The organism is Thermocatellispora tengchongensis (assembly GCF_014202315.1).
Lineage (GTDB): Bacteria > Actinomycetota > Actinomycetes > Streptosporangiales > Streptosporangiaceae > Thermocatellispora > Thermocatellispora tengchongensis.
This window is the reverse complement of sequence record NZ_JACHGN010000023.1, coordinates 165,674-185,312: the sequence shown is the minus strand read 5'-3', so window position 1 is coordinate 185,312 and position 19,639 is coordinate 165,674. Positions and strand designations below refer to the sequence as shown.

Here is a 19,639-nt window from a genome sequence, read left to right as displayed (position 1 = left end):
TCGGTGGCGTAGTTGACCGTGGCGGTCACGCCGTCGAGCTTGTTGAGCTTGCGCTCGATCCGGTTGGCGCAGGACGCGCAGGTCATGCCGCCGATCGACAGTTCGACGGTGCCGTGCGGCTTCTCGCCGGTGATGGAGGACATCACCTCTCCTTTCTTCGCGTCCGGCCGGTCAGTGCGTGTGTCCGTCGTCGGCGTGCCCGTCGGACTCGCCGGTCTCGGTGGGCTTGGGCGTGGGGATCGCCCCGGTCTTGCCGACGCTGAGGGTGAAGTCGGCGGTGCGGACCTTGCCCTGGTGCTGGAAGTCCAGGAACAGCCGGTAGTCGCCCCTGCTGGGCGCCTCGGCGTAGAAGACGATCTCCGGGCCCGGCGCGGTCGTGCCGTCGCCCGGCTCGCCGTCGGGGTGCACGTGCAGGTAGGCCAGGTCGCCGGCGCGCAGCGCGACGAGGTGCCCGTACGCGCCCAGGTAGGGCTGCAGGTCCGTGACCGGCTCGCCGTCCTTGCTCACCTTGAGGGTGAGCTTGCTCGACCGCCCGGGGACCAGGTCGCCGTCCAGGGTGACGGTGTAGCCGTCCACCTTCGCCGTGCGGGTGGTGGCCGGGATCGCCTGGGGCTCGTAGTCGCCCGCCACCAGCAGATCCGTGCCCAGGGTCAGGGCGCTGCCGCCGGTGGGGACGAAGTCGGCGAAGGCCCGGTACGCGCCGGCGGCGGGCAGCGTCAGCCTCACCGACCAGACCCCGCCGCCGGCCTCGTCCGGGTGCAGGTGCTGGAAGCTGCCCAGGTCTCGGGAGACCACGATGAAATGCAGCTTCTTGTCGTGCTCGACCTGGTAATCGGTCACCGGCTCGCCGTCGGGGCCGGTCACGGTGAACCGGTACTCGGTGGGGGTATCGGGCTCGATCGCGCCGGTGAGCGGGGTGAGGGTGTAGCCGCCCTGCGAGACCTGGAGCCCTCCGGGGGTGTCCTGCGCCGCCTGCTGCGGGCCGGCGCTCGTGGTGTGCGCGTCGCCGTGCCCGCCCGCCGCCTGCTCGCTCTGGGTGTGCCCGGCGGCCTCGGTGTGGCTGGTGGCCTTCGGCGTGGCGCCGACCGGGCCGACCGCGTTGCCCACGCCCAGGGCGGCTCCGAAGACGGCGAGGAGGCCCAGGCCGTAGGCGCCGAGCTTGGTCGGGGTGTTCATGGGTGGTTCACCACCTGGTATCCGGCCGCCTTGACGGCGGAGACGATGAGTTCGGGTTCTACGGGACCGCTGCGTGCGCGGCCGGCAGGCCGGTGGCGAGCGCCACCTCGATCCGCTTTTACCCTACCCCGGTAGGGTATCCTGCCTTCGGTGTTGTGCGGCGAAGGGGGAGGCGGTCAGGAGTCGGCTCCGGCCAGCCTGTAGCCGGCCTCCTCCACGGCGGTGCGGATCTCGTCATCGGAGAAGCCCGACCCGCTCACCGTGACCCTGCCCGACGCCAGGTCCACCTGGACGTCGCCCACGCCGCCGACCTTGCCGATCTCGGCCGACACCGAGGATGCGCAGTGCCCGCAGGTCATGCCGCTCACCTCGTAAGTGCGGGCGGGGCCTTCGGTCGCCGAGGCCGGGGTCGTGGCGGCGTCGTTCCGGGTGCCACAGGAGCATGCGGTGCACATGGGCTGCCTTTCGTCATCTCGTGGAAGGTACCCCCTCGGGGTATCCGGGGAGAACGTAACATACCCCCTCGGGGTTTGCAAAGAGGGCGGATGGGGCGCCGGGCGCGGCCATCGCCACGCCGGACCGGTCTCGAGCGGCGGCTTGCGGTCCATGGGGCGGCGATCCGGCCGGTTCGCCGGGTGCCGCCCGCCGCTTTCCGGGGGTACGCCCACGCCGTTGACAAGCGTCGTCCGCGCACGTTAATTTCAGGTTACTGAATAAAGCTCCAAGCATGAATAGGTATTCACAGCCGGTTTCCGCCGCCTCCCCGGCGTTTGTGCCCGCCTGATTCCGGGCCATCGGCCGATAACGCATGCCCTGAATCCGGGACGGCAACCAAGAGGCGGGGCCCACGAAAGAAAGACGCACGAATGAAGAAAGCCGCATCGTTACTGCGCACCCCCCTGAAGCGGACGGCGGTCCCGGCCCTGGCCGTCGCCGTCGCGTGCGGCCTCGCGCCCGCCGCCCCGGTGGCGGCCGACAGCGTGGCCGATCCGGCCGCCGCGCAGTCCGGGAAGTTCCGGCAGGCAGGCGCCGAGAAGCCGCGCGTCATTCTCATGCACGACCCCGAACTGGACGACCAGAACACGCTCATCCGCTACCTGCTCTACAGCAACGAGTTCGACACCGAAGCGCTGGTGTATTCCAGCAGCGGGGTCCACTGGGCCGGCGACGGAAAGGGCACGAAATGGTTCGTGCCGGGGCGGGAGTACACCCGGTTCGGGCTCAATCTGTGCCCGTGCACCTCATGGCGCTGGAAGCCCGGCGAACGCTTCATTCACGAGGCGGTGGACATCTACGAGAAGGTGTACCCGAACCTGCGGGCGCACGCCGACGGGTATCCCGACCCGGGTGAGCTGAGATCGCGGATTCTCAACGGCAACATCGAGTTCGACGGCGACATATCCAAGGACTCTCCCGGGTCCGACCTGATCAGGCGGGCGCTGCTCGACGACCGGCCCGGCCCCGTCTACCTGCTCACCGGCGCGGGCCAGAGCACGATCGCCCGCGCGCTGAAGTCCATCAAGGACGAGTACGAGAACACTCCGCAGTGGCCCGCCGTTTACGCGAAGGTGTCGCAGAAGGCGATCATCCAGTCGTTCGGCGACCAGGACGACACCTACGCCGGTTACATCAAGCCCAACTGGCCGGATATCGAGTTCCGGCAGATGGCCACCAGGATCTGGGGATACGGCGCGCGCGGCGCCGTCCTGCCCGAGGACGCCGAATACCTGTCCGCCGCGTGGACGAAGGCGAACGTGTCGCAGGTCGGGCCGTTCGGTGAGTTCTACCGGGTCTGGGGCGACGGCGAGCAGATGGTCCCCGGCGACATCTTCGACTACTTCGGCTTCTCCGGCCTGAGCGCCGAGCAGCTCAGGGCGATGGGGTACATCGTATGGACCCCGCCCCAGGAGAAGGGGTCGTGGATCTCCGAGGGAGACACCTCGATCTTCATGAACCTCCTCGACAACGGCCTGCGCGGCCATGTCGACGCCAGCTATGGCGGGTGGGGCGGCAGGAACGCGCCCGACACCACCCCCGGCGGGACCTCGTCCACCGACTACGCCTCGGCCCGCTGGTTCGGCGCGGCCCAGCGCGACTTCGCCGCCCGGATGAAGTGGACCGTCACCCCCCGGTACTCCGCCGCGAACCACCGGCCGAGCGTCAAGGTGTCCGGGCCGCTCGACCGTGACGTCCGCCGGGGCCAGGTGGTGACGCTCGTCGGCCGGGCCGGCGATCCCGACCGGGACGCGGTGACCGGCACGTGGTGGCAGTACACCGACGCGGACACCTATCCGGGCGCCGTCTCGCTCACCCGGACCTCGCTCGGACGCGACCTGGCCAAGGTGCGCTTCCGCGTCCCGGACGACGCGGCGCCCGGCCAGACCATCCACCTCATCCTGCAGAGCACCGACGACGGTTCTCCCGCCCTGACCTCCTACCAGCGCGTCGTGCTGACCGTGCAGGGCTGAGCCGGACCATCTCACGACCAGAAAGAACGGGCAGAGGGGAGACCGGGCGGGCGTCCGGTCTCCCCTCTCGCGTTCCGGTCCTCGAAGGCCGTCATCGCCTGGCCGGACGCCGGCTCCTGACGTTCCCTTCCCGGCCGCCGCCGCTCACGCGTTCTCCTTGATGCCGAGGATGGGGGCGAAGGGGTCGTCGTAACCGGTCCACGCGTCCGGGCCCGCGTGTTCCTCCGCCTCGGTGAGCAGGCAGGAGTCGAGCAGGGCGTGGAAGCGGGCGGGATCGAGGTCCGGGCCGGTGAAGACCAGGTGCTGGACCCGGTCGCCGTGCCCGGCCTCCCAGTCGAGGGCGGCGGCCATGCGCCGGGCCGGGGAGACCAGGTCCCAGGCGGCCTCCGGCAGCGCGGCCAGCCAGGGGCCGGCGTCCTCGACGGAGATGACCCCGGCGACGGCGTCCCAGGCCAGGAGCCGATCCGGGCGGGTGGCCAGCCAGAAGCGGCCGCGGGAGCGGACGGACTCGGTGACCAGTTCGTCCACGGCCTCGAACAGGCGGGCGGGGTGCAGGGGACGGCGGCTGCGCCAGACGGTGGTGACGATCTCGTCGGTCCGGGCGTCGCAGGGGAGCTGCGCGGTGGCCGGATCGACACGTTCGGCCAGTTCGGCGGTGCACAGGCCAGGGCCGGTGACGTCGGGCAGGGAGTCGAGGGCGTGGGCCGGGGTGAGCGGGGCGAGGTGGGTGAGGATCGCGCCGGACAGGTGCCGGTCGTCCTGGTCGCCGCCGTGCAGGACCAGGCCGGTGGGGTATTCGATCTGGCGGGCCAAGACCTCGGCCAGGTAGCGCGGGTCGCCGTCGGAGGCGGGCCTGCCGGCCTCGGTGAGGCGGTCGCCGCGGGTGAGGTCGTCGGGCATGGCCTCGGCGTCGAGGGCGGTGAGTACGGCGCTGAGCCGCAGGCTGTCGCGGACGTCGTCGTGGTCGATGGCCTCGGCCACCGATCGGGGCTCCACCGAGTCCCACAGGTCGGCTATCAGCAGCGCCGCACCGGGGGCCAGCAGGACGAGCCGGGGCAGAAGGTCCTCGCGCACGGTGCAGGTGACGCAGCCGTGCGCGAGTTGCACGTCGGCCGTGTCCAGCACGCGCGTCGCGTCGCGGACGGTGCGCCGGACGCGGCCGCGGGAGACCTCGCTCAGGTCGTGGTGGACGGCGAGCGATCCCGGGTGCGCGGCGAGCAGCCGCTCCACGGTGGCGGTACGGGCCGTGGCGTGCAGGCCCGCGACCAGGACGACGGGGGTGGACACTGAGCCTCCAGTTGTAGATATGAAAACCGTTTTCGTTATCATGGCACAGCTCCGCAACCGGAAAGGAACCCGCTTTGGCCAGAAACGAGGTGCGTCCCGTGATCAAGCTGCGATCCACGGCCGGCACCGGATACACCTACGTCACCAGGAAGAACCGCAGGAACACCCCCGACAGGCTCACCCTGCGCAAGTACGACCCGACCATCCGCCGGCACGTGCTGTTCCGGGAGGAACGATGAGGAAGGGCATCCACCCCGACTACCACCCGGTCGTCTTCCGCGACCCCGGCGCGGGCTACGCGTTCCTCACCCGGTCCACCATCACCAGCGACAAGACGATCGAGTGGACCGACGGCAACACCTATCCCGTCGTGGACGTCGATGTGTCCTCGGCGAGCCACCCCTTCTACACCGGGCGCAACCGCGTCCTGGACACCGCCGGCCGCGTCGAGCGGTTCAACCAGCGCTACGGAAGGACCTGATGTCCGCGTACTGCCAGCTCACCGGGGTCAGGCCGGTCTTCGGCAACAACGTCTCCCACTCCCACCGCCGCACCCGCCGTCGTTGGGAGCCCAACCTGCAGCAGCGCCGCTACTGGCTGCAGAGCGAGGGCCGCCACGTCCGGCTCACGCTCAGCGCACGGGCGATCAAGACCATCGACAGGATCGGCATCGACAGGGCGGTCGCGCAGATGCGGGCGCGGGGGGAGCGGATCTGATGGCCAAGAAGAGCAAGATCGTGGCCAACGAGCGGCGCAAGGCGGTGGTGCTGCGCTACGCCGAGAGGCGGGCCGAGCTGAAGGAACGCGTCCGCACCGGCACTCCGGAGGAGCGGGCGCAGGCCGTGCGGGCGCTGTCCCGCCAGCCGCGCGACGCCAGCGCCACCCGCGTACGCAACCGCGACTCCGTGGACGGCCGTCCCCGCGGGCATCTGACCAGGTTCGGCCTGTCGCGCATCCGCTTCCGCGAGATGGCCCACCGCGGCGAGCTGCCCGGCGTCACGAAGGCGAGCTGGTAGCCATGGCCGTGCCCAAGCGCAGGACCTCGCGCAGCAACACCCGGCACCGCCGCAGCCAGTGGAAGGCCGCCGCGCCCGACCTGGTCCCGATCGTCGTGAACGGGCGGGAGCTGCGCGTCCCGCGCCGCCTCGTGCGCGCCTACCAGCGAGGACTGATCACGATCGAATGAGGCCCTCGGTCACCGGGCATCCGCGGGCGGCAGGCCCGCGGAGTGCCCGGTGACCCCGGCGGCAGTGCAGGGGCGCGGAGTCGGCGCCGCTCGGCGGCGAAACCCGGGTCACAGGCCGTAGGCGGCCAGCGCTCCGCCCGCGTGGGCGGCGATCGGGGCGGCGATGTGCTGGGCGTCGCGGTGCACGCCGCGCAGGGAGTTGGAGGCGAACGAGCGCTGGAACTCGCCCAGGCGCTGACCGAGCTGCAGGCGATGCTGCAGGCGTGCTGCCCGCCCGGCGACCGCCCCTCCGGAATCCGCCCGCCCGGCTGCGGCTGACGCGGCCTCCGGCAGGCGTCGCTCAAGCTGGGCTTCGTCGGCGCTTCAGTAGAATCGGCTCCGTGGCTACTGGGAAGCGGCGAACCTCGACGGCGAACGGTGTCCGTGCTCCCCTTCAGGAACGTAGTCAGCGGTCCTTCGATCGGGTCCTCGACACCGCTCTGGAACTGCTCGCGGAGAAGGGGTACAGCGGGTTCACGATCACCGAGGTGAGCCGGCGTTCCGGGGTGTCCACCGGGTCGATCTACACCCGGGTCGATGGCCGCGACGACCTGCTCCGGGCCGCCCAGGAGCGGTTCAACGAGCGGATGGCCGTGGAGCATCTCGCCCTGACCGATCCGCAGCGGTGGGCGGGGCTGCCGCTCGCCCAGCTCCTGCCGTCGCTGGTCAAGGAGACGGCGGCCATGCTCGAACGCAACGGCGCCGTGCTCGGCGCGTTCCTGCAGCGCGGGGCGATCGATCCGGCGGTGGCGAGCGCGGGCAAGGCCTCCTACCAGGATCTCTACGATCGGTTCACCGCGCTGTTGCTCACCCGGGGCGACGAGATCCGCCATCCCGACCCCGTCCGGGCGGCGGGCTCGTGCTTCGTCACCGTCTACGCGGTGCTGGCCCGCGCGCTCGCCCTCGACGTGGCGGCCGAGGCCGCCGAGGGCAGCAACCTGGGCACGCTGGTCGAGGACGTGGCCAAGATGAGCTTGGCCTTCTTGCTCTCCCCCTCCTGACCGGGAGCCGGCCGGGCCGGCCCGATGCACATCACGCCGTACGGTCTGACATCGCCGCCTGTGCGGGTTGACGTCGTGGAGGGCCGACCTCTACCGTTTAATCAGAATTGATATTCTGAATCTGATCCGGAGGGGATCATGACCGGTTCGGGAGGTGGTGGCGTGGTGGCCACCGACTTCCGGGGAGTGCTCCGCCATTACCCGACCGGCGTCGCCGTGATCACCGCTCGCGAGGCCGACGGCACGCCGGTGGCGATGGTGGTGGGGACCTTCACCTCCGTGTCGCTGGAGCCTCCGCTGGTCGGTTTCCTGCCGGACCGCTCCAGCACCTCCTGGCCTCGGATCCGGCGGGTGGGCAGCTTCTGCGTCAACGTGCTGGCCGCGGACCAGGAGGACGTCTGCCGCGCCTTCGTCACCAAGGCGCCGGACCGGTTCGAGCGGCACGCCGCCGGCGACGCGGTTTCCGGCAGTCCGAAGCTGGCGGGGGCGGTCCTGTGGGTGGACTGCGACATCGAGACGGTCCTGCCCGCGGGCGACCACGAGATGGTCCTCGGCCGCGTACGCGACCTGGGCGTCTCTCCCGAGGCCCGGCCACCGCTGCTGTTCTGGCGCGGAGGGTACGGCGCCCCGCTCCCTCCCGGCTGATCCCTCGTTCCCCCTCGACCCCCGGTGCCCGCCGGGCCGACCCAGGAGGGCCGTAGTGCACTTCTCCGCCTTTCTCACCACCCGTTCCGCAGGTCCCCACGAGGACCGCGCGGTCATGCAGGCGATGATCGAGCATGCCGTCGACGCCGAGCGGCTCGGTTTCGACGCCGTGTTCCTGCCCGATCACCACTTCACCGGCTACGCGCCCCCGGCGAGCGACCCGATGATGTTCGCCGCCTACCTCGCGGCGAAGCTGCCCCGGCTGCACTTCGGGTTCTCGGTGCAGACCGTTCCCCTGCACCACCCGGTCCGCTTCGCCGAGCGGCTCAACCTGATCGACCAGTTGACCGACGGCAAGATCCTGGTCGGCACGGGGAGCGGGACCACGCCCGAGGAGATGATCGGGCTGGGGGTCAACTACCAGGACAGCAAGCAGCTCTCGGTCTCCAACCTGGAGATCGCCGAGCGGCTGTGGGCCAAGCGGCAGGACGACGAGCCGGTCGTCTTCGACAACGGCCACTACAAGGGCGCCGTCGTCTCCCGCATCGTGCCGGCGCCGTACTCGGCGCGCGGTCCCCAGATGATGGCGGTGGCGCTGCGGCCCGCCAGCACGCGGCGGGCGGCGGCGCAGGCCCAGCCCGCCTTCATCCCGGCGTTCACGCCGCCGGCGCTCGACGACGGCGAGCCCCTGCTCCACCTGCGCAAGCACTTCGCGGCGTACCGCGAGGCCCTGGAGGCGGCCGGTCACCCCGAGGAGCTGGTGACCCGGGCGCTGGCCTGGACGACCCACACCTACCAGCACGTGCACGTCGCGCCGACCGACGAGCAGGCCGAGGAGGAGTTCCAGCAGATCATCGAGCTCTACCAGGCCGCCGTGGAGCGGGAGCACACCGCCAACAAGGCGGCCGAACGGCTCAGCGGCGTGGAGCTGGGGCCCGTCCATGACGCCCGCAAGCCCGGCTGGCAGCGGACGTGGTGCCTGTGGGGCAGCCCGGAGACGGTGACCGAGCGGTTGCGCGAGGTCGCGGACGTGGGCATCGGCAACGTCCTCGGCGGCTTCCTCGGCGGCACTCTCACGCCGGCGCGCCGGGAATGGGGCAGGCGGTCCCTTGAGCTGTTCGCGGCGGAGGTCATGCCGAGGTTCCGGTCGAAGTGACGGCGCAGGCGACGCCCCGGACGGGGGCGGGAGACGCGGAGGTCGGCACGCCGGAGCGGGAGCCGGCCGCGGCCGTCGCCCGGCTCGACCCGCGGCGGCGGGCCCGGCTGACCGCGGGAGAGAGCGGGTGGAGCACCCTGGCCGCCCCCGAGGTGGGGCTGTCCTCGATGCTGATGGGCGACGGGCCGCTGGGCCTGGTCAGCCCGACCTTCGACGAGCGGGAGACCGCGCTGCTGTTGCCCTGCGCCACGGCCCTGGGCGCGACCTGGGACACCGGCGTCGTACGGTCGGTCGGCCTGGCCCTGGGCTCGGAGGCGGCACGGCGGGGCTACGCCGCCGTCTACGCCCCCAATCTCAACCTGGTCCGCACGGGTCTGTCGGGGCGGACCTTCGAGATGTTCTCCGAGGACCCGCTGCTGACCGGGAGGCTCGGCGCGGCGTTCGTCGCCGGGCTGCAGAGTCAGGGGGTGGCGTCCTGCCCCAAGCATCTCGTGTGCAACGACACCGAGACCGAGCGGCAGCGGATGAGCGCCACGGTGGACGAGGCGACCCTCCGCGAGGTGTACCTGCGGCCCTTCGAGATGGCGCTGCGCGACGCCGGCGCCTGGATGGTGATGACCGCCTACAACCGGCTCAACGGCGTCGCCTGCAACGCGCACGCCGGCCTGATCTCGATCGTCAAGGACGAGTGGGCCTGGGACGGGCTGGTGATCTCGGACTACTTCGCGGTCAAGGAGACGCTGGCCCCCGCGCTGGCCGGTCTCGACCTGGAGATGCCCGGTCCGGCCATCTACCTGGGGGAGCGGCTGGCCGAGGAGGTGGCCGCCGGACGGCTGCCGCAGGAGCGGGTCGATGACGCGGTGATCCGGCTGCTCCGCCTGGCGCGGCGCGTCGGCGCCCTCGCCGGGTCCGGGCGCGAGGTGAGCGCGCCGGGCGAGCACGTGCCGGCCGAGGCGGCGCCGGCGGTGCTGACCGCCGCGGCCGCGGCCTCGTTCACGCTGGTGCGGAACGAGGGCCGGGTGCTCCCGCTGCGGCCCGAGCGGCTGCGGCGGCTGGCCGTCATCGGGCCGAACGCCACCCGTCCCTGCTATCAGGGGGCGACCTTCGGACGTGTCCGCCCGGCCGGGCACGCCGCCACGCCGTGGGAGGCCGTACGCGACCGCTTCGGGAGCACCTGCGAGGTGGTGTACGAGCCGGGCGTGCCCAGGACCCGGCCGGAGCCGCTGGGCGCGTTCCCGGTCACCACCCCCGACGGCGAGCCCGGCGTGCTGCTGGAGCACTTCCGCGGCGCCTCGGCCGCGCCGGTGCTCGGTGAGGTCCGCGCCGACAGCGCCTTCATCTGGTTCGGGGAGGTCCCCGGCGCCGGGCCGACGACGGAGCCGGGGTCGCTGCGGCTGACCGCCGTCTTCACCCCGGAGACGGACGGCCGGCACGTCTTCGCCGCCGGCGGGTCCGGGGAGACGGTGCTGTACATCGACGGTACGGAGATCGCCCGCCGGCCCGCGCCGGCCGTGGACGACGTCATGGGGCAGGTCGCCCGTGCCGAGATGACGCCGGGCGAGGCCGAGCTGACCGCCGGCGTACCGGTCACCGTCGTGGTCGAGATGACCTCCCCCGGAGCCCGGGTGCAGGCGCTGACCGTCGGCTGCCTGCCGCCCGAGCCGCCGGGCGCGCTGCGGCGCGCGGTGGAGGCCGCGGCCGGCGCCGACGCCGTGGTGCTGGTCGTCGGAGACGTGCTGGAGACCTCCAGGGAGAGCCGCGACATGGCGTCCTCGGCGCTCCCGGCGGAACAGGCCGAGCTGATCCGCGAGGTCGCCGCGGTCAACCCGCGCACCGTCGTCGTGGTCAACGCCGGGCGTCCGGTGCACGCGCCCTGGGCGGACGACGTCGCCGGGCTGCTGTTCGCCTGGCTGCCCGGACAGGGCTTCGGGACCGCGCTGGCCGCGGTCCTGGACGGCGAGCTGGAACCCGCCGGCCGGATGCCGGTCAGCGTGCCCTGCCGGGACGAGGACCGCTCCACGTGGGGCGAGCGCCTGGACGCCGATCTGGCCCTGGACTACACCGCCACGGAGCCCATCGGCTACCGGCACCTGCGGCGCTCGGGGCTGCGGCCGCGCTTCGCGTTCGGCGAGGGCCTCGGCTACACCCGGTGGGAGCACCGCGACGCGCGCGCCGAGCGGACCGCGGACGGACGGGTCGAGGTCACGGTGAGCGTGGCCAACGTCGGCGAGCGCCGCGGCCGGGAGGTCGTCCAGGTGTACGTCCGGGGACCGGGTGAGCGTGACGTCCGGCTGGCCGGGTTCGCCGGTGTGCGGCTGGACCCGGGCGAGAGCGCCGACGTGGCGATCCTCCTGGACGAGCGGGCCTTCGCCCGCTGGGACACCGCGGGCGGCGGCTGGTCCGTCGCCCCGGGCCGGCACGAGATCCTGGCCGGCCGGTCCTCGGTGGAGCTGCCGCACAGCCTGACCGTCGAGCTGTAGCCGGGCCCGGACAATTCGATAATCAAAATTCTAAATCCGTTATTCTGGGCCCGCATGCCGCGGGCTGCCGGCGTGACCACTCCTGACCAGAGGAGACCAGTAGCACATGACGCCCCCAGCCGTCCCGCACACGATCAGGCGCGCGGTGAGCCTGTACTCCTACCAGCACGAGTACTTCCTGCGCACGATGACCCTCGAAGACTGCGTGGCCGCCACCGCCGCGACGGGCGCACCGGGCATCGAGATCGTCCCCGAGCAGTCCATCCCGGGCTTCCCCCACCTCACCGGCGAGTTCGCCGACACGTGGTCCGGCTGGATGGACAAGTACGGCCTGACGCCCGTGGCCACCAACGCGTTCCTGGACACCAAGCTCCACCCGGACCGGTGGCTGAGCCACGACGAGCAGGTGGCCTCCGTCCGCCGCGACATCGACGTCGCGGTGCGGCTCGGCGCGCCGATCGTCAAGGCGACCATCAACTTCCCGCCGGAGGTCATGGCCGCCGCCGCGCCCTACGCCGAGGAGCGCGGCGTCCGCCTTCTGCTGGAGGTGCACGCCCCGTTCCACTACGGGCATCCGTGGATCCTGGAACACCTTGAGGTGATGCACCGCACCGGCTCGCCGGCCCTCGGCCTGATGCCGGACACGGGCACCTTCGTACGCCGGTTCCCCCGGGTGGTGAGCGACCGGGCGCTGCGCGACGGGGCCCGCCCCGACCTGGTGGACTACATCGTCAAGACCTACGACGACCACGGCGACACCCACGCCCTGATGGACATCGTCAACTACCGCGGCGGCGGCCCCGTCGAGTTCGGCCTGGCCCGCCAGGCGACCCACTACATCTGGACCGAGCCGAAGACGATGCTGCCGCACATGCCGCTCATCGGGCACATCCAGGCCAAGTTCTACGAGATGACCGAGGACGGGGTCGAGTACAGCATCCCGTACGACGAGATCGTCGCGGTCCTCGTCGAGGGCGGTTTCGACGGCCACCTCTCCAGCGAGTACGAGGGCCAGCGGCACATCGAGGACGCCTTCCCGGTCGACAGCGTCGAGCAGGTCCGCCGCCAGCAGGCGATGCTGGCGCGCCTGCTGGGCGAGACCCGCTGACCCGGGCGCCCGCCCGCCGTTCCGACGTACCCCTGAGGAGTCCCATGTACGACCGGTACATCATCTGCGAAGACGGCTTCCGCGTGCGCGACGACGGCCGCCCCGGAGGCCGTGTCGAGGTCCGGATGCCCTACTACCGCGGCCTGGCCCTGTCGATGGTCGAGGCCGTCGATCTCGTCCTCGACGGGCGCCCCGTCCCACCGGAGCGCACCACGTTCACCGTCCACGGCAACACCTACACCTTCGCCGAGCTCCCGGCCGTCACGCACGACCGCTGGGAGATGGGCGAGCGGGCGGAGCTCGCCTTCCAGACCGACGAGCCCTTGGCCCCGGGAGAGCACGAGGTCACCGTCTCGGTGCGGTTGCGGATCTCCTACATGCCCGTGCCCGGCGGCGGGCGCGACAGCAAGCGGCTCGTCCTGGCATCGTGAGGGAGACGCGTCGATGACGAGGAACTTCCCCGGGCGCGTTGACGTCGCCATCGTCGGCAGCGGGCCCTGCGGCGCGGCGTACGCGCGCGTCCTCAGCGAGCGGCGCCCCGACCTGACCATCGCGACGTTCGAGGTCGGACCGCTGCTCGCCGAGCCCCCGGGCGTCCATGTGAAGAACATCGCCGACCCGGCCGAGCGCGCGCGGGCGCAGCGCCGTTCGGAGGGACCGGCGTCCGCTCCCGCCCCGGCGGGGGCGGGGGAAGCGGCGCCACGGCTGGCCAGGGCCGGCACCTTCCTGCTGCCGGACGGCTACCGGCAGCCGGGGGAGGACGGGCTGCCCAACGTCGCCATGTCGAGCAACGTCGGCGGGATGGGCGCGCACTGGACGGCCGCCTGCCCGCGCCCCGGCGGCAGCGAGCGCATCCCGTTCCTCCCCGGCCTGGACGACCTGCTCGCCGAGGCGGAGCGGCTGCTCGGCGTCTCCGCCCACGCCTTCGACGACGCGCCGTTCGCCGCCGAGGTCCGCAAGCGGCTCAGCGCCGCCTTCGACACCGGCCGTACGGGTGACCGTCAGGTGCAGCCCATGCCGCTGGCCGTGCACCGGCACGAGGACGGGCGGGTCACCTGGTCGGGGGCCGACGTCGTCTTCGGCGACGTCACCCGCGCCAACCCCCGGTACACGCTGTTCCCGGAAGCCCTGGTCACCCGGGTGCGGGTGGCGGACGGCCGGGTGCGCGGGCTGCTGGTTCGCGACCAGCGGGACGGCACCGAGCACGAGGTGCGCGCCGAGCGGGTGGTCGTCGCCGCCGACGCCCTGCGCACGCCGCAACTGCTGTGGGCGTCGGGGGTGCGGCCGCCCGCGCTCGGCCGGTACCTCAACGACCAGTCCCAGGTCATCTTCGCGGTGCGGCTGCGCGACGTCGAGGCGGCGGCCGGGATCGCGGCCGATCCGGACGGCGGGCCGGAGATCGTCCGGCACAGCGGCGTGAGCTGGGTGCCGTTCACCGACGAGGAGCCCTTCCACGGGCAGGTGATGCAGCTCGACGCCTCCCCGGTGCCGCTGCCCGGCGCCGACCGGCCGGCGCCGGGGTCGATCGTCGGGCTGGGCTGGTTCTGCGCCAAGGACCTGCGGGCGTCCGACCGCGTCGCCTTCGACGACCGCGAGCGCGACGGGTACGGCATGCCCGCGATGCGGATCCACTACCGGCTCACGGAGCGGGACCACGCCACCCTCGCCGCGGCCCGCGCCGCCATCCGCCGGGCCGCCGACGCGCTGGGCGAGCCGCTGGACCCCGAGCCGATCACGCTGGCGCTCGGCGCGTCCCTGCACTATCAGGGCACGGTGCGGATGGGGACGAGCGACGACGGCACGTCGGTCTGCGACCCGACCGGCCAGGTGTGGGGCGTCCAGGGGCTCTACGTCGCGGGCAACGGCGTCATCCCGACCTCCACCGCCTGCAACCCGACGCTCACGTCCGTGGCGCTGGCCGTCGCCGGAGCCCGCCACATCGGCCATACCCTCGCCCCGCGGCAAGGGTGACATCAAGCACGTCAAAAGGGCCTGGCCTCATAGGCCAGGCCCTTTTCACGCGGATCGGCCCGCGGTGGTCAGAGGGCGGCGGCGATCTGCTGGATGTGCGCGAGGGACGCGAGCGAGGCGGTGGTGGGGACGTACTCCAGCCCGACGGGGCCGGTGTAGCCGAGGTCGCGCAGCGACCGGAGCCGCGCCTCCCAGTCGATCTCACCGGTGCCGGGTTCGGTCCGTTCCGGCAGATCGGCGATCTGCACGTGCGAGACCAGGTCGATGGCCTCCGCCACCTCCCGCTCGGGTGTCTCGCCCATCTGCAGCGAGTGGTACATGTCGTAGAGCAGGGCGAGGCCGGGGGAGCCGACCTCGCGGATCGCCTGCAGACACTCGGCCGTGGTGTCGAACAGGGTGCCGGGGTGGTCCACCTTGGTGTTCAGGTTCTCCAGCACGATCACCACGCCGTGCTCGGCGGCGATGTCGGCGCCGGCCTTGAGCGCGTCCACGACGGTGCGGTGCTGGACGGCGCGGCGCATGTAGGGCAGCCCGACACCCGAGCCGGTGACGATCCGGTCGCAGCCCAGGCGCCGTGCGACCACGGCCGCCGCCCGCACGTTGTCCAGGAAGGACTCGTGCGTCTTGGCGTCGGCCAGCGTCGCGCGTCCCTCGATCAGCAGCGTCCACAGCCGCGACCCGGTGTCGTTCAGGGCCTTCTCGATCGAGGCGAGATCCTTGTCGCTGTGCTGCCAGATCTCCACGGTGTCGATCCCGGCGTCGGCGGCGGCCCTGATGCGCTCGCCGTGATCAGGACCGGCCTCGCGGAAGAGCAGTTCTACGCTGGCTGACAGCTTCATCGGGGCACCAAGCTCCTTTGTGTCGTGGTACGGGGGACGGACGGGGCATATCGGGCGTGGTTCAGCATCCCAGGACGTGCTGGGCGTACCAAGCGTTGAGCATCACGCTGCTGGACGGGTTGGGAGTCTGCTCGCTTTCGAAGACGGCCCACCCGGCGTAGCCGGAGGCGCCGAGCCGGTCGAAGAGGCCGGGAAAGTCGACGAGACCCCCGGGCGTGCCGCACTCGAAGAACCATCGTTCGATCTCCCTGGCGCCGCCCGCGGACATCATGGCCGCCTCGGCGTGCGGCGCGAGGCGTTCGCCGGCGTCGTCGACATGGCGGGTGTCCTTGAGGTGGAGATGATCCACCCTCTCGGCGTGCCGCTGGTACGTCGCGACCGGGTCCAGACCCGCGAGGGTGAGCTCGGCGGTGTCGATCGTCAGCCCGACGAGGGCGGGGTCGGTGGCGTCGAGGAGGGCGGCCAGCGTCTTGTCGTCCGCGGCCGCGCTCAGGCAGTCGGCGTGCAGCGTGACGCCGATGCCGAACTCCGCCGCCGCGGCGCCCACCGTGTTCCACCCCGCGCCCGCCACGGCGATCTGGCCGGCGGTGAGCGCGCCGGTGCGCCAGGCGGCCGGCAGGGCCCGGACGACCAGGCGCGAGCCGCCGGCCGCGGCCAGGAACTCGGCGAAGGGCCGGATGGTCTCGGCGATGGCCTTGTGGTCGTCCGGCGCCAGCACCGAGCGGCCGTGCGACAACTCCTCGTCGATCGGCTCGCCCGGGTCGAAGTACCAACTGCTGACCGCCTCGATGCCCAGGTCGCGGACGAGCCGGATGAAGGCGGTGGTGGAGCCGTAGTTCGCGGCGATGGACGCCGGGCGGCCCAGCGGGTCCCACCGTCCGGTGCCGGCCCGCAGCTCGACGCCGCGGAAGCCGCACGCCGCGATGACCTTCAGCGCCCGTACGTGGTGCTCCCGGCGGGTGAAGTCGTCGAAGTTCGGCTTCCACTGGTTGATCGCGTAGCCGCGGCGGACGGGCGGGGGAGGGGGCGTGGTCATGCGTAGATCTCCGACAGGACGTGCTTGGCGTACCACATGGACAGGGCGGTGCTCTCGGCGTAGTCGCCGCCGATGTTGGCCTTGTCGTGTTCGACGGTGACCCACCCGCTGAAGCCGTGGCGTCTCATCGCCCGCATCAGGCGGGGGAAGTCGACGAGCCCGCCGTCGGTGCCCATCTCGTAGAACCAGCGATCGGTCTGCGGCGCCATGAGCTCGGCGTCGGGGGCGTTGGCGTAGGCGCCGGTCGTGTCCACCTGCCGGGTGTCCTTGAAGTGGAAGCCGGTGCAGCGGTCGTGCAGGTCCTCGTACAGCGCGACGGGGTCGATGCCGGCGATGCAGTGCTGCGCGGTGTCGCAGAAGAAGCCGACGTAGCGCGGATCGGTCCACTCGTAGAACTTGCGGATGTCGTCCTCGGTGCGGATGGCGCAGAAGAACTCGTGATGGCACGTCGTGCGCACGCCGAACTCGGCGCTCATCTCACCGACCCGGTTCCAGCACTCGGCGGCCGCCTTGATCTTGTCGTCGGTGACCGGGGCGGCGTCGATGTACAGCCCGGCGGGCATGACGATCAGGCTCTCGATCTGGAGCCCTTCCCACATCCGCAGCATGCGGCGGGTGCTCTCGACGATCTCGTCGTGCGTCTCCCGGACGTGCGGGTCGGCGCGGCGGGGGTCGTACATGATCCCGCGGAACAGGTTGACGATCTTGGTGATCCCGCGTTCGCGCAGGAACTCCTGGTACTTCTCGATCGAGCCGAACATCTGGGTGAGGCCGTAGATCTGGAAGTCGAACATGTCCAGACCCTCGAAGCCGACCGCGCTGATCTGCTTGACGAAGTCGTCCATCCGGCGCGGGGAGGAGTACTGCGTCACGGGGCCGCGCGGGCTGTCCACCCGCCAGTGATCCATGTAACTCCAGCGGAGTGGGCTCATCCGTGATCAACTCCTGGTCGATGTCGAAGGACGACGGGATGGTCGGGGGATGGATGTGACATGACAGCTCGCTGTTGCCGTGGGAGTACCTGGCGGGACGTCATCGGGACCGGCATCCTGCCGCCACGCGTAGGAGACGCTCTCCGGCAGCTTTTCAGAATTGTAGTTTTGATTCTATATCTCGCCTGCGGCTCCCGGCAATAGAGCGGCGACGCTCCGTCGCCCGCGCCCTGGGCGTGGCGCGTCCGGCCCATGCGGAGGCCGGACGCGCCACGGCGATCGGGCCGCCGGTCCCGCTCAGGCGGGCGTCCTCGCCAGATGCGCCGGCAGCAGGTCACGCGCCTGGCGCGGGTCCGTGATCATGCGGGAGCCGGCCCGCTCCGCGGCGGAACGCTGCACGGCCTGCTCACCGGCCACCATGTCGAAGGCGTCGTCCCACGAGTTCCAGTGCCAGCCCTCGTACTCGCTGGAGACCGCGCCCGAGTACCCCGCGCCGACCAGCAGGGCGATGAGCTCGCGCACCGGAACCGACGGCTCCTCGCCGGTGCCGTCGATGCCGAAGAACTTGCCGTGCACGTGCCGCACCCAGGGCTGGATCTCGTGCCAGCCCGCCACCGGGGCCGGGCCGAACAGGCCGGTGCCGTTGACGGCCATGTCGACGCCGAGGTCCGGGCGGCCGTGCCGGGCGGCGAGCTCGATGAAGGCGCTGAAGCGGCCTCCATGCTCGGCCTCGCTGTACGGCGGGCCCTGACGCCGGTACTCCTCCCACAGCTCCACGACGGCGGAGAGGAGTCCGGGCGGGGCGCCGCGCCGCCGATAGGCCTCCAGCAGCGAGGGCGCGAAGCCCGACACGGTCGCGCCCCAGTCGGCGGTGAAGCCGAGCAGAGGAGAGCCCAGCTTGTCGTAGCGGTCGCGCAGCCGCAGGATCGCCGGTGCCTGGGCGTGCTGGTGGGCGTGCACCTCCAGGGCGAGCGTCACGCCGTACCGTTCCGCCACCGGCAGCAGCCGTTCCATGGTGTCGGGGGTGAGCCCGATCTGCACGCGGGCGATCGGGAAGCCGAGCCGGGCCGCGGCCTCGATCTGCCGGCGCATGTACTCGACCAGTTCCTCGTCCGTCATCAGACGGTCGCGCCGGATGCCGACGTCGGTGTTGACCGCCAGCGACGTCGGAACCAGCCCGGTCTCGGCGACGAGCGCCCGGAACCCGTCGATGGTGGCCTCGTCGAGGTGGGGGAAGCCGCGGAAGCTCGAAAAGCCGATGATCTCCAGGCCGGGGCCGAGACCGCGGGCCGCGACCTCGCGGACGAGCCCTTCCAGGTCGTAACGGCGGCCGTGGAAGGCCCGGGTGAAGCTGTAGAGGGTGACGCCCTGGATGGGCGTGCCGAGAGCCGCGCTCATCGCCGGACCTGCGCTTCCATGGTCTTGGTGTCGTGCTCCTCGATCCGCAGCACCCCGTGCGCGGTGACGATGTAGGGGATGTACAGGCGCAGTCCCACGCGCACGGTGTGCTCCCCTCCGGGGGCGAGCGCGAGCGCGCCGGTCACGACGGCGGAGTCGGCCGGGAACCACCACTCCTCGGTGTGCTCGGCGAGCTCGCCGATGCCGAAGGTGCGGCCGTTCATCGTCCAGGTCAGGCTCTCGGGCGGGGCGGTGACCCCGTCCACGGTGAACTCGACGCCGGCGATGCACGAGGCGGGCAGCGCGCGGTACCAGGGGATGCGCACCTCGACCGAGGACCGTGTTCCGTCGGTGGTGAGGGTGTCCTGTTCGATCAGCCGATCCGAGATCACCGGGTGCCTCCCGGTGCGGACGGCGGACGTGTGGTCGTCATCGTTGATGCCTCCTTCGGCCGGCCGGGACCGGCGCGGCGCGGCGCGGGCCCTCGCCGTTGGCAGGGGTGAACTTTGGTCATTTCTACGCCAACTTAGGTAGAAAGTGAACGTATCTTGGCCTCCCGTGCCTCCGGCTCCGGCGTTGACGCGGGCGTCGCGCCTGGTGGCAGACTTGTGCCGGAAAGGGGCAATCTTTCGATTAGAGTAGACATAAGAGAGATTGAGGTGGACGTGCACGTTCCCCCACACGACGACGCGCTCCGTCCGGCGCGGGCCGCCTCGGTCCCGCCCGGCGTCCCGTCCCGGCATCACCGTCCGGCGCCCGAGCCGTCGATCACCAAGCCGTCGATCACCAAGCGGTCGATCACCAAGCCATTGATCTGCAAGGAGCCGCCGGGCGGCGATACGGCGCTCGCTCTCCGCCCGTGCGCGCCCAGAGATGCGGCCGGCCACGCGCCCGGGGATGCGGCCGACATGCCCGGC

Annotated in this window: 23 protein-coding genes; 14 read left to right on the top strand and 9 right to left on the bottom strand. The window is 71.8% G+C overall.

The annotated features are described in order from the left end of the window. The 3 genes from HNP84_RS40510 to HNP84_RS40500 all read right to left on the bottom strand — a co-directional run. Positions 1–143: cation transporter (locus HNP84_RS40510; RefSeq protein WP_185055371.1), on the bottom strand; the 143-nt coding region annotated here is incomplete at its 3' end. Positions 144–171: 28 nt separating this feature from the next. Further along, positions 172–1,176 (bottom strand): DUF8832 domain-containing protein, encoded by a 1,005-nt coding sequence (locus HNP84_RS40505; protein WP_185055370.1) that lies wholly within the window; start codon positions 1,174–1,176, stop codon positions 172–174. A gap of 176 nt (positions 1,177–1,352) precedes the next feature. Continuing rightward, positions 1,353–1,544: a heavy-metal-associated domain-containing protein gene (locus HNP84_RS40500; RefSeq protein WP_312926835.1), complete on the bottom strand. Its 192-nt coding sequence runs from the start codon at positions 1,542–1,544 to the stop codon at positions 1,353–1,355. 498 nt (positions 1,545–2,042) lie between these two features. Between HNP84_RS40500 and HNP84_RS40495 the strand changes: the two genes are divergently transcribed. Next, entirely contained in the window at positions 2,043–3,644 is a 1,602-nt protein-coding gene (locus HNP84_RS40495; RefSeq protein WP_221337363.1) for a DUF1593 domain-containing protein, read from the top strand. 144 nt (positions 3,645–3,788) lie between these two features. Here the strand turns inward: HNP84_RS40495 and HNP84_RS40490 are convergent, their stop codons facing one another. Beyond that, on the bottom strand, positions 3,789–4,931 hold the full coding sequence (locus HNP84_RS40490) for a CobW family GTP-binding protein (RefSeq protein WP_312926834.1): 1,143 nt from the start codon (positions 4,929–4,931) through the stop codon (positions 3,789–3,791). Between the two features lie 74 nt (positions 4,932–5,005). Between HNP84_RS40490 and rpmG the strand changes: the two genes are divergently transcribed. The 13 genes from rpmG to HNP84_RS40425 all read left to right on the top strand — a co-directional run bounded on the left by rpmG (position 5,006) and on the right by HNP84_RS40425 (position 14,517). Next, the gene (gene rpmG / locus HNP84_RS40485) at positions 5,006–5,170 is read left to right on the top strand and encodes a 50S ribosomal protein L33 (protein ID WP_185055367.1); all 165 of its coding nucleotides are present in this window, start codon (positions 5,006–5,008) and stop codon (positions 5,168–5,170) included. Further along, positions 5,167–5,412, top strand: coding sequence for a type B 50S ribosomal protein L31 (locus tag HNP84_RS40480; RefSeq protein ID WP_185055366.1), 246 nt, complete (start codon positions 5,167–5,169; stop codon positions 5,410–5,412). Before rpmG ends, HNP84_RS40480 begins: the two co-directional genes overlap by 4 nt. After that, on the top strand, positions 5,412–5,648 hold the full coding sequence (gene rpmB / locus HNP84_RS40475) for a 50S ribosomal protein L28 (RefSeq protein ID WP_185055365.1): 237 nt from the start codon (positions 5,412–5,414) through the stop codon (positions 5,646–5,648). Before HNP84_RS40480 ends, rpmB begins: the two co-directional genes overlap by 1 nt. After that, complete coding sequence (gene rpsN / locus HNP84_RS40470) at positions 5,648–5,947, top strand: 30S ribosomal protein S14 (protein WP_185055364.1); 300 nt, start codon at positions 5,648–5,650, stop codon at positions 5,945–5,947. Before rpmB ends, rpsN begins: the two co-directional genes overlap by 1 nt. A gap of 2 nt (positions 5,948–5,949) precedes the next feature. Further along, the gene (rpmF, locus tag HNP84_RS40465) at positions 5,950–6,117 is read left to right on the top strand and encodes a 50S ribosomal protein L32 (protein ID WP_185055363.1); all 168 of its coding nucleotides are present in this window, start codon (positions 5,950–5,952) and stop codon (positions 6,115–6,117) included. A 141-nt stretch (positions 6,118–6,258) separates the two neighbouring features. Continuing rightward, complete coding sequence (locus HNP84_RS40460) at positions 6,259–6,435, top strand: hypothetical protein (protein WP_185055362.1); 177 nt, start codon at positions 6,259–6,261, stop codon at positions 6,433–6,435. A 62-nt stretch (positions 6,436–6,497) separates the two neighbouring features. Then, positions 6,498–7,157: a TetR/AcrR family transcriptional regulator gene (locus tag HNP84_RS40455; protein ID WP_185055361.1), complete on the top strand. Its 660-nt coding sequence runs from the start codon at positions 6,498–6,500 to the stop codon at positions 7,155–7,157. A 138-nt stretch (positions 7,158–7,295) separates the two neighbouring features. Next, entirely contained in the window at positions 7,296–7,802 is a 507-nt protein-coding gene (locus HNP84_RS40450; RefSeq protein WP_185055360.1) for a flavin reductase family protein, read from the top strand. Between the two features lie 55 nt (positions 7,803–7,857). Next, complete coding sequence (locus tag HNP84_RS40445) at positions 7,858–8,958, top strand: LLM class flavin-dependent oxidoreductase (RefSeq protein WP_185055359.1); 1,101 nt, start codon at positions 7,858–7,860, stop codon at positions 8,956–8,958. After that, positions 8,955–11,438 carry a glycoside hydrolase family 3 protein gene (locus HNP84_RS40440; protein ID WP_185055358.1) on the top strand — a complete coding sequence of 828 codons (2,484 nt, stop codon included), beginning with the start codon at positions 8,955–8,957 and terminating at the stop codon, positions 11,436–11,438. The genes HNP84_RS40445 and HNP84_RS40440 overlap by 4 nt, the downstream gene beginning before the upstream one ends. 106 nt (positions 11,439–11,544) lie before the next feature. Beyond that, positions 11,545–12,546 carry a sugar phosphate isomerase/epimerase family protein gene (locus tag HNP84_RS40435; RefSeq protein ID WP_185055357.1) on the top strand — a complete coding sequence of 334 codons (1,002 nt, stop codon included), beginning with the start codon at positions 11,545–11,547 and terminating at the stop codon, positions 12,544–12,546. A 44-nt stretch (positions 12,547–12,590) separates the two neighbouring features. Further along, positions 12,591–12,977 (top strand): C-glycoside deglycosidase beta subunit domain-containing protein, encoded by a 387-nt coding sequence (locus tag HNP84_RS40430; RefSeq protein WP_185055356.1) that lies wholly within the window; start codon positions 12,591–12,593, stop codon positions 12,975–12,977. Positions 12,978–12,990: 13 nt separating this feature from the next. Continuing rightward, positions 12,991–14,517, top strand: a complete 1,527-nt coding sequence (locus tag HNP84_RS40425; protein ID WP_185055355.1) for a GMC oxidoreductase — start codon at positions 12,991–12,993, stop codon at positions 14,515–14,517. 68 nt (positions 14,518–14,585) lie between these two features. Here HNP84_RS40425 and HNP84_RS40420 read toward each other — a convergent pair whose 3' ends face one another. The 5 genes from HNP84_RS40420 to HNP84_RS56475 all read right to left on the bottom strand — a co-directional run bounded on the left by HNP84_RS40420 (position 14,586) and on the right by HNP84_RS56475 (position 19,114). Next, entirely contained in the window at positions 14,586–15,356 is a 771-nt protein-coding gene (locus HNP84_RS40420; protein WP_185055354.1) for a TIM barrel protein, read from the bottom strand. Positions 15,357–15,417: 61 nt separating this feature from the next. After that, complete coding sequence (locus HNP84_RS40415) at positions 15,418–16,392, bottom strand: sugar phosphate isomerase/epimerase family protein (protein WP_185055353.1); 975 nt, start codon at positions 16,390–16,392, stop codon at positions 15,418–15,420. Further along, on the bottom strand, positions 16,389–17,324 hold the full coding sequence (locus HNP84_RS40410; protein WP_185055352.1) for a sugar phosphate isomerase/epimerase family protein: 936 nt from the start codon (positions 17,322–17,324) through the stop codon (positions 16,389–16,391). Before HNP84_RS40410 ends, HNP84_RS40415 begins: the two co-directional genes overlap by 4 nt. 297 nt (positions 17,325–17,621) lie before the next feature. After that, positions 17,622–18,722: a sugar phosphate isomerase/epimerase family protein gene (locus HNP84_RS40405; RefSeq protein WP_185055351.1), complete on the bottom strand. Its 1,101-nt coding sequence runs from the start codon at positions 18,720–18,722 to the stop codon at positions 17,622–17,624. After that, positions 18,719–19,114 (bottom strand): C-glycoside deglycosidase beta subunit domain-containing protein, encoded by a 396-nt coding sequence (locus HNP84_RS56475; RefSeq protein WP_185055350.1) that lies wholly within the window; start codon positions 19,112–19,114, stop codon positions 18,719–18,721. The genes HNP84_RS40405 and HNP84_RS56475 overlap by 4 nt, the downstream gene beginning before the upstream one ends. Between the last annotated feature and the right edge of the window lie 525 nt (positions 19,115–19,639).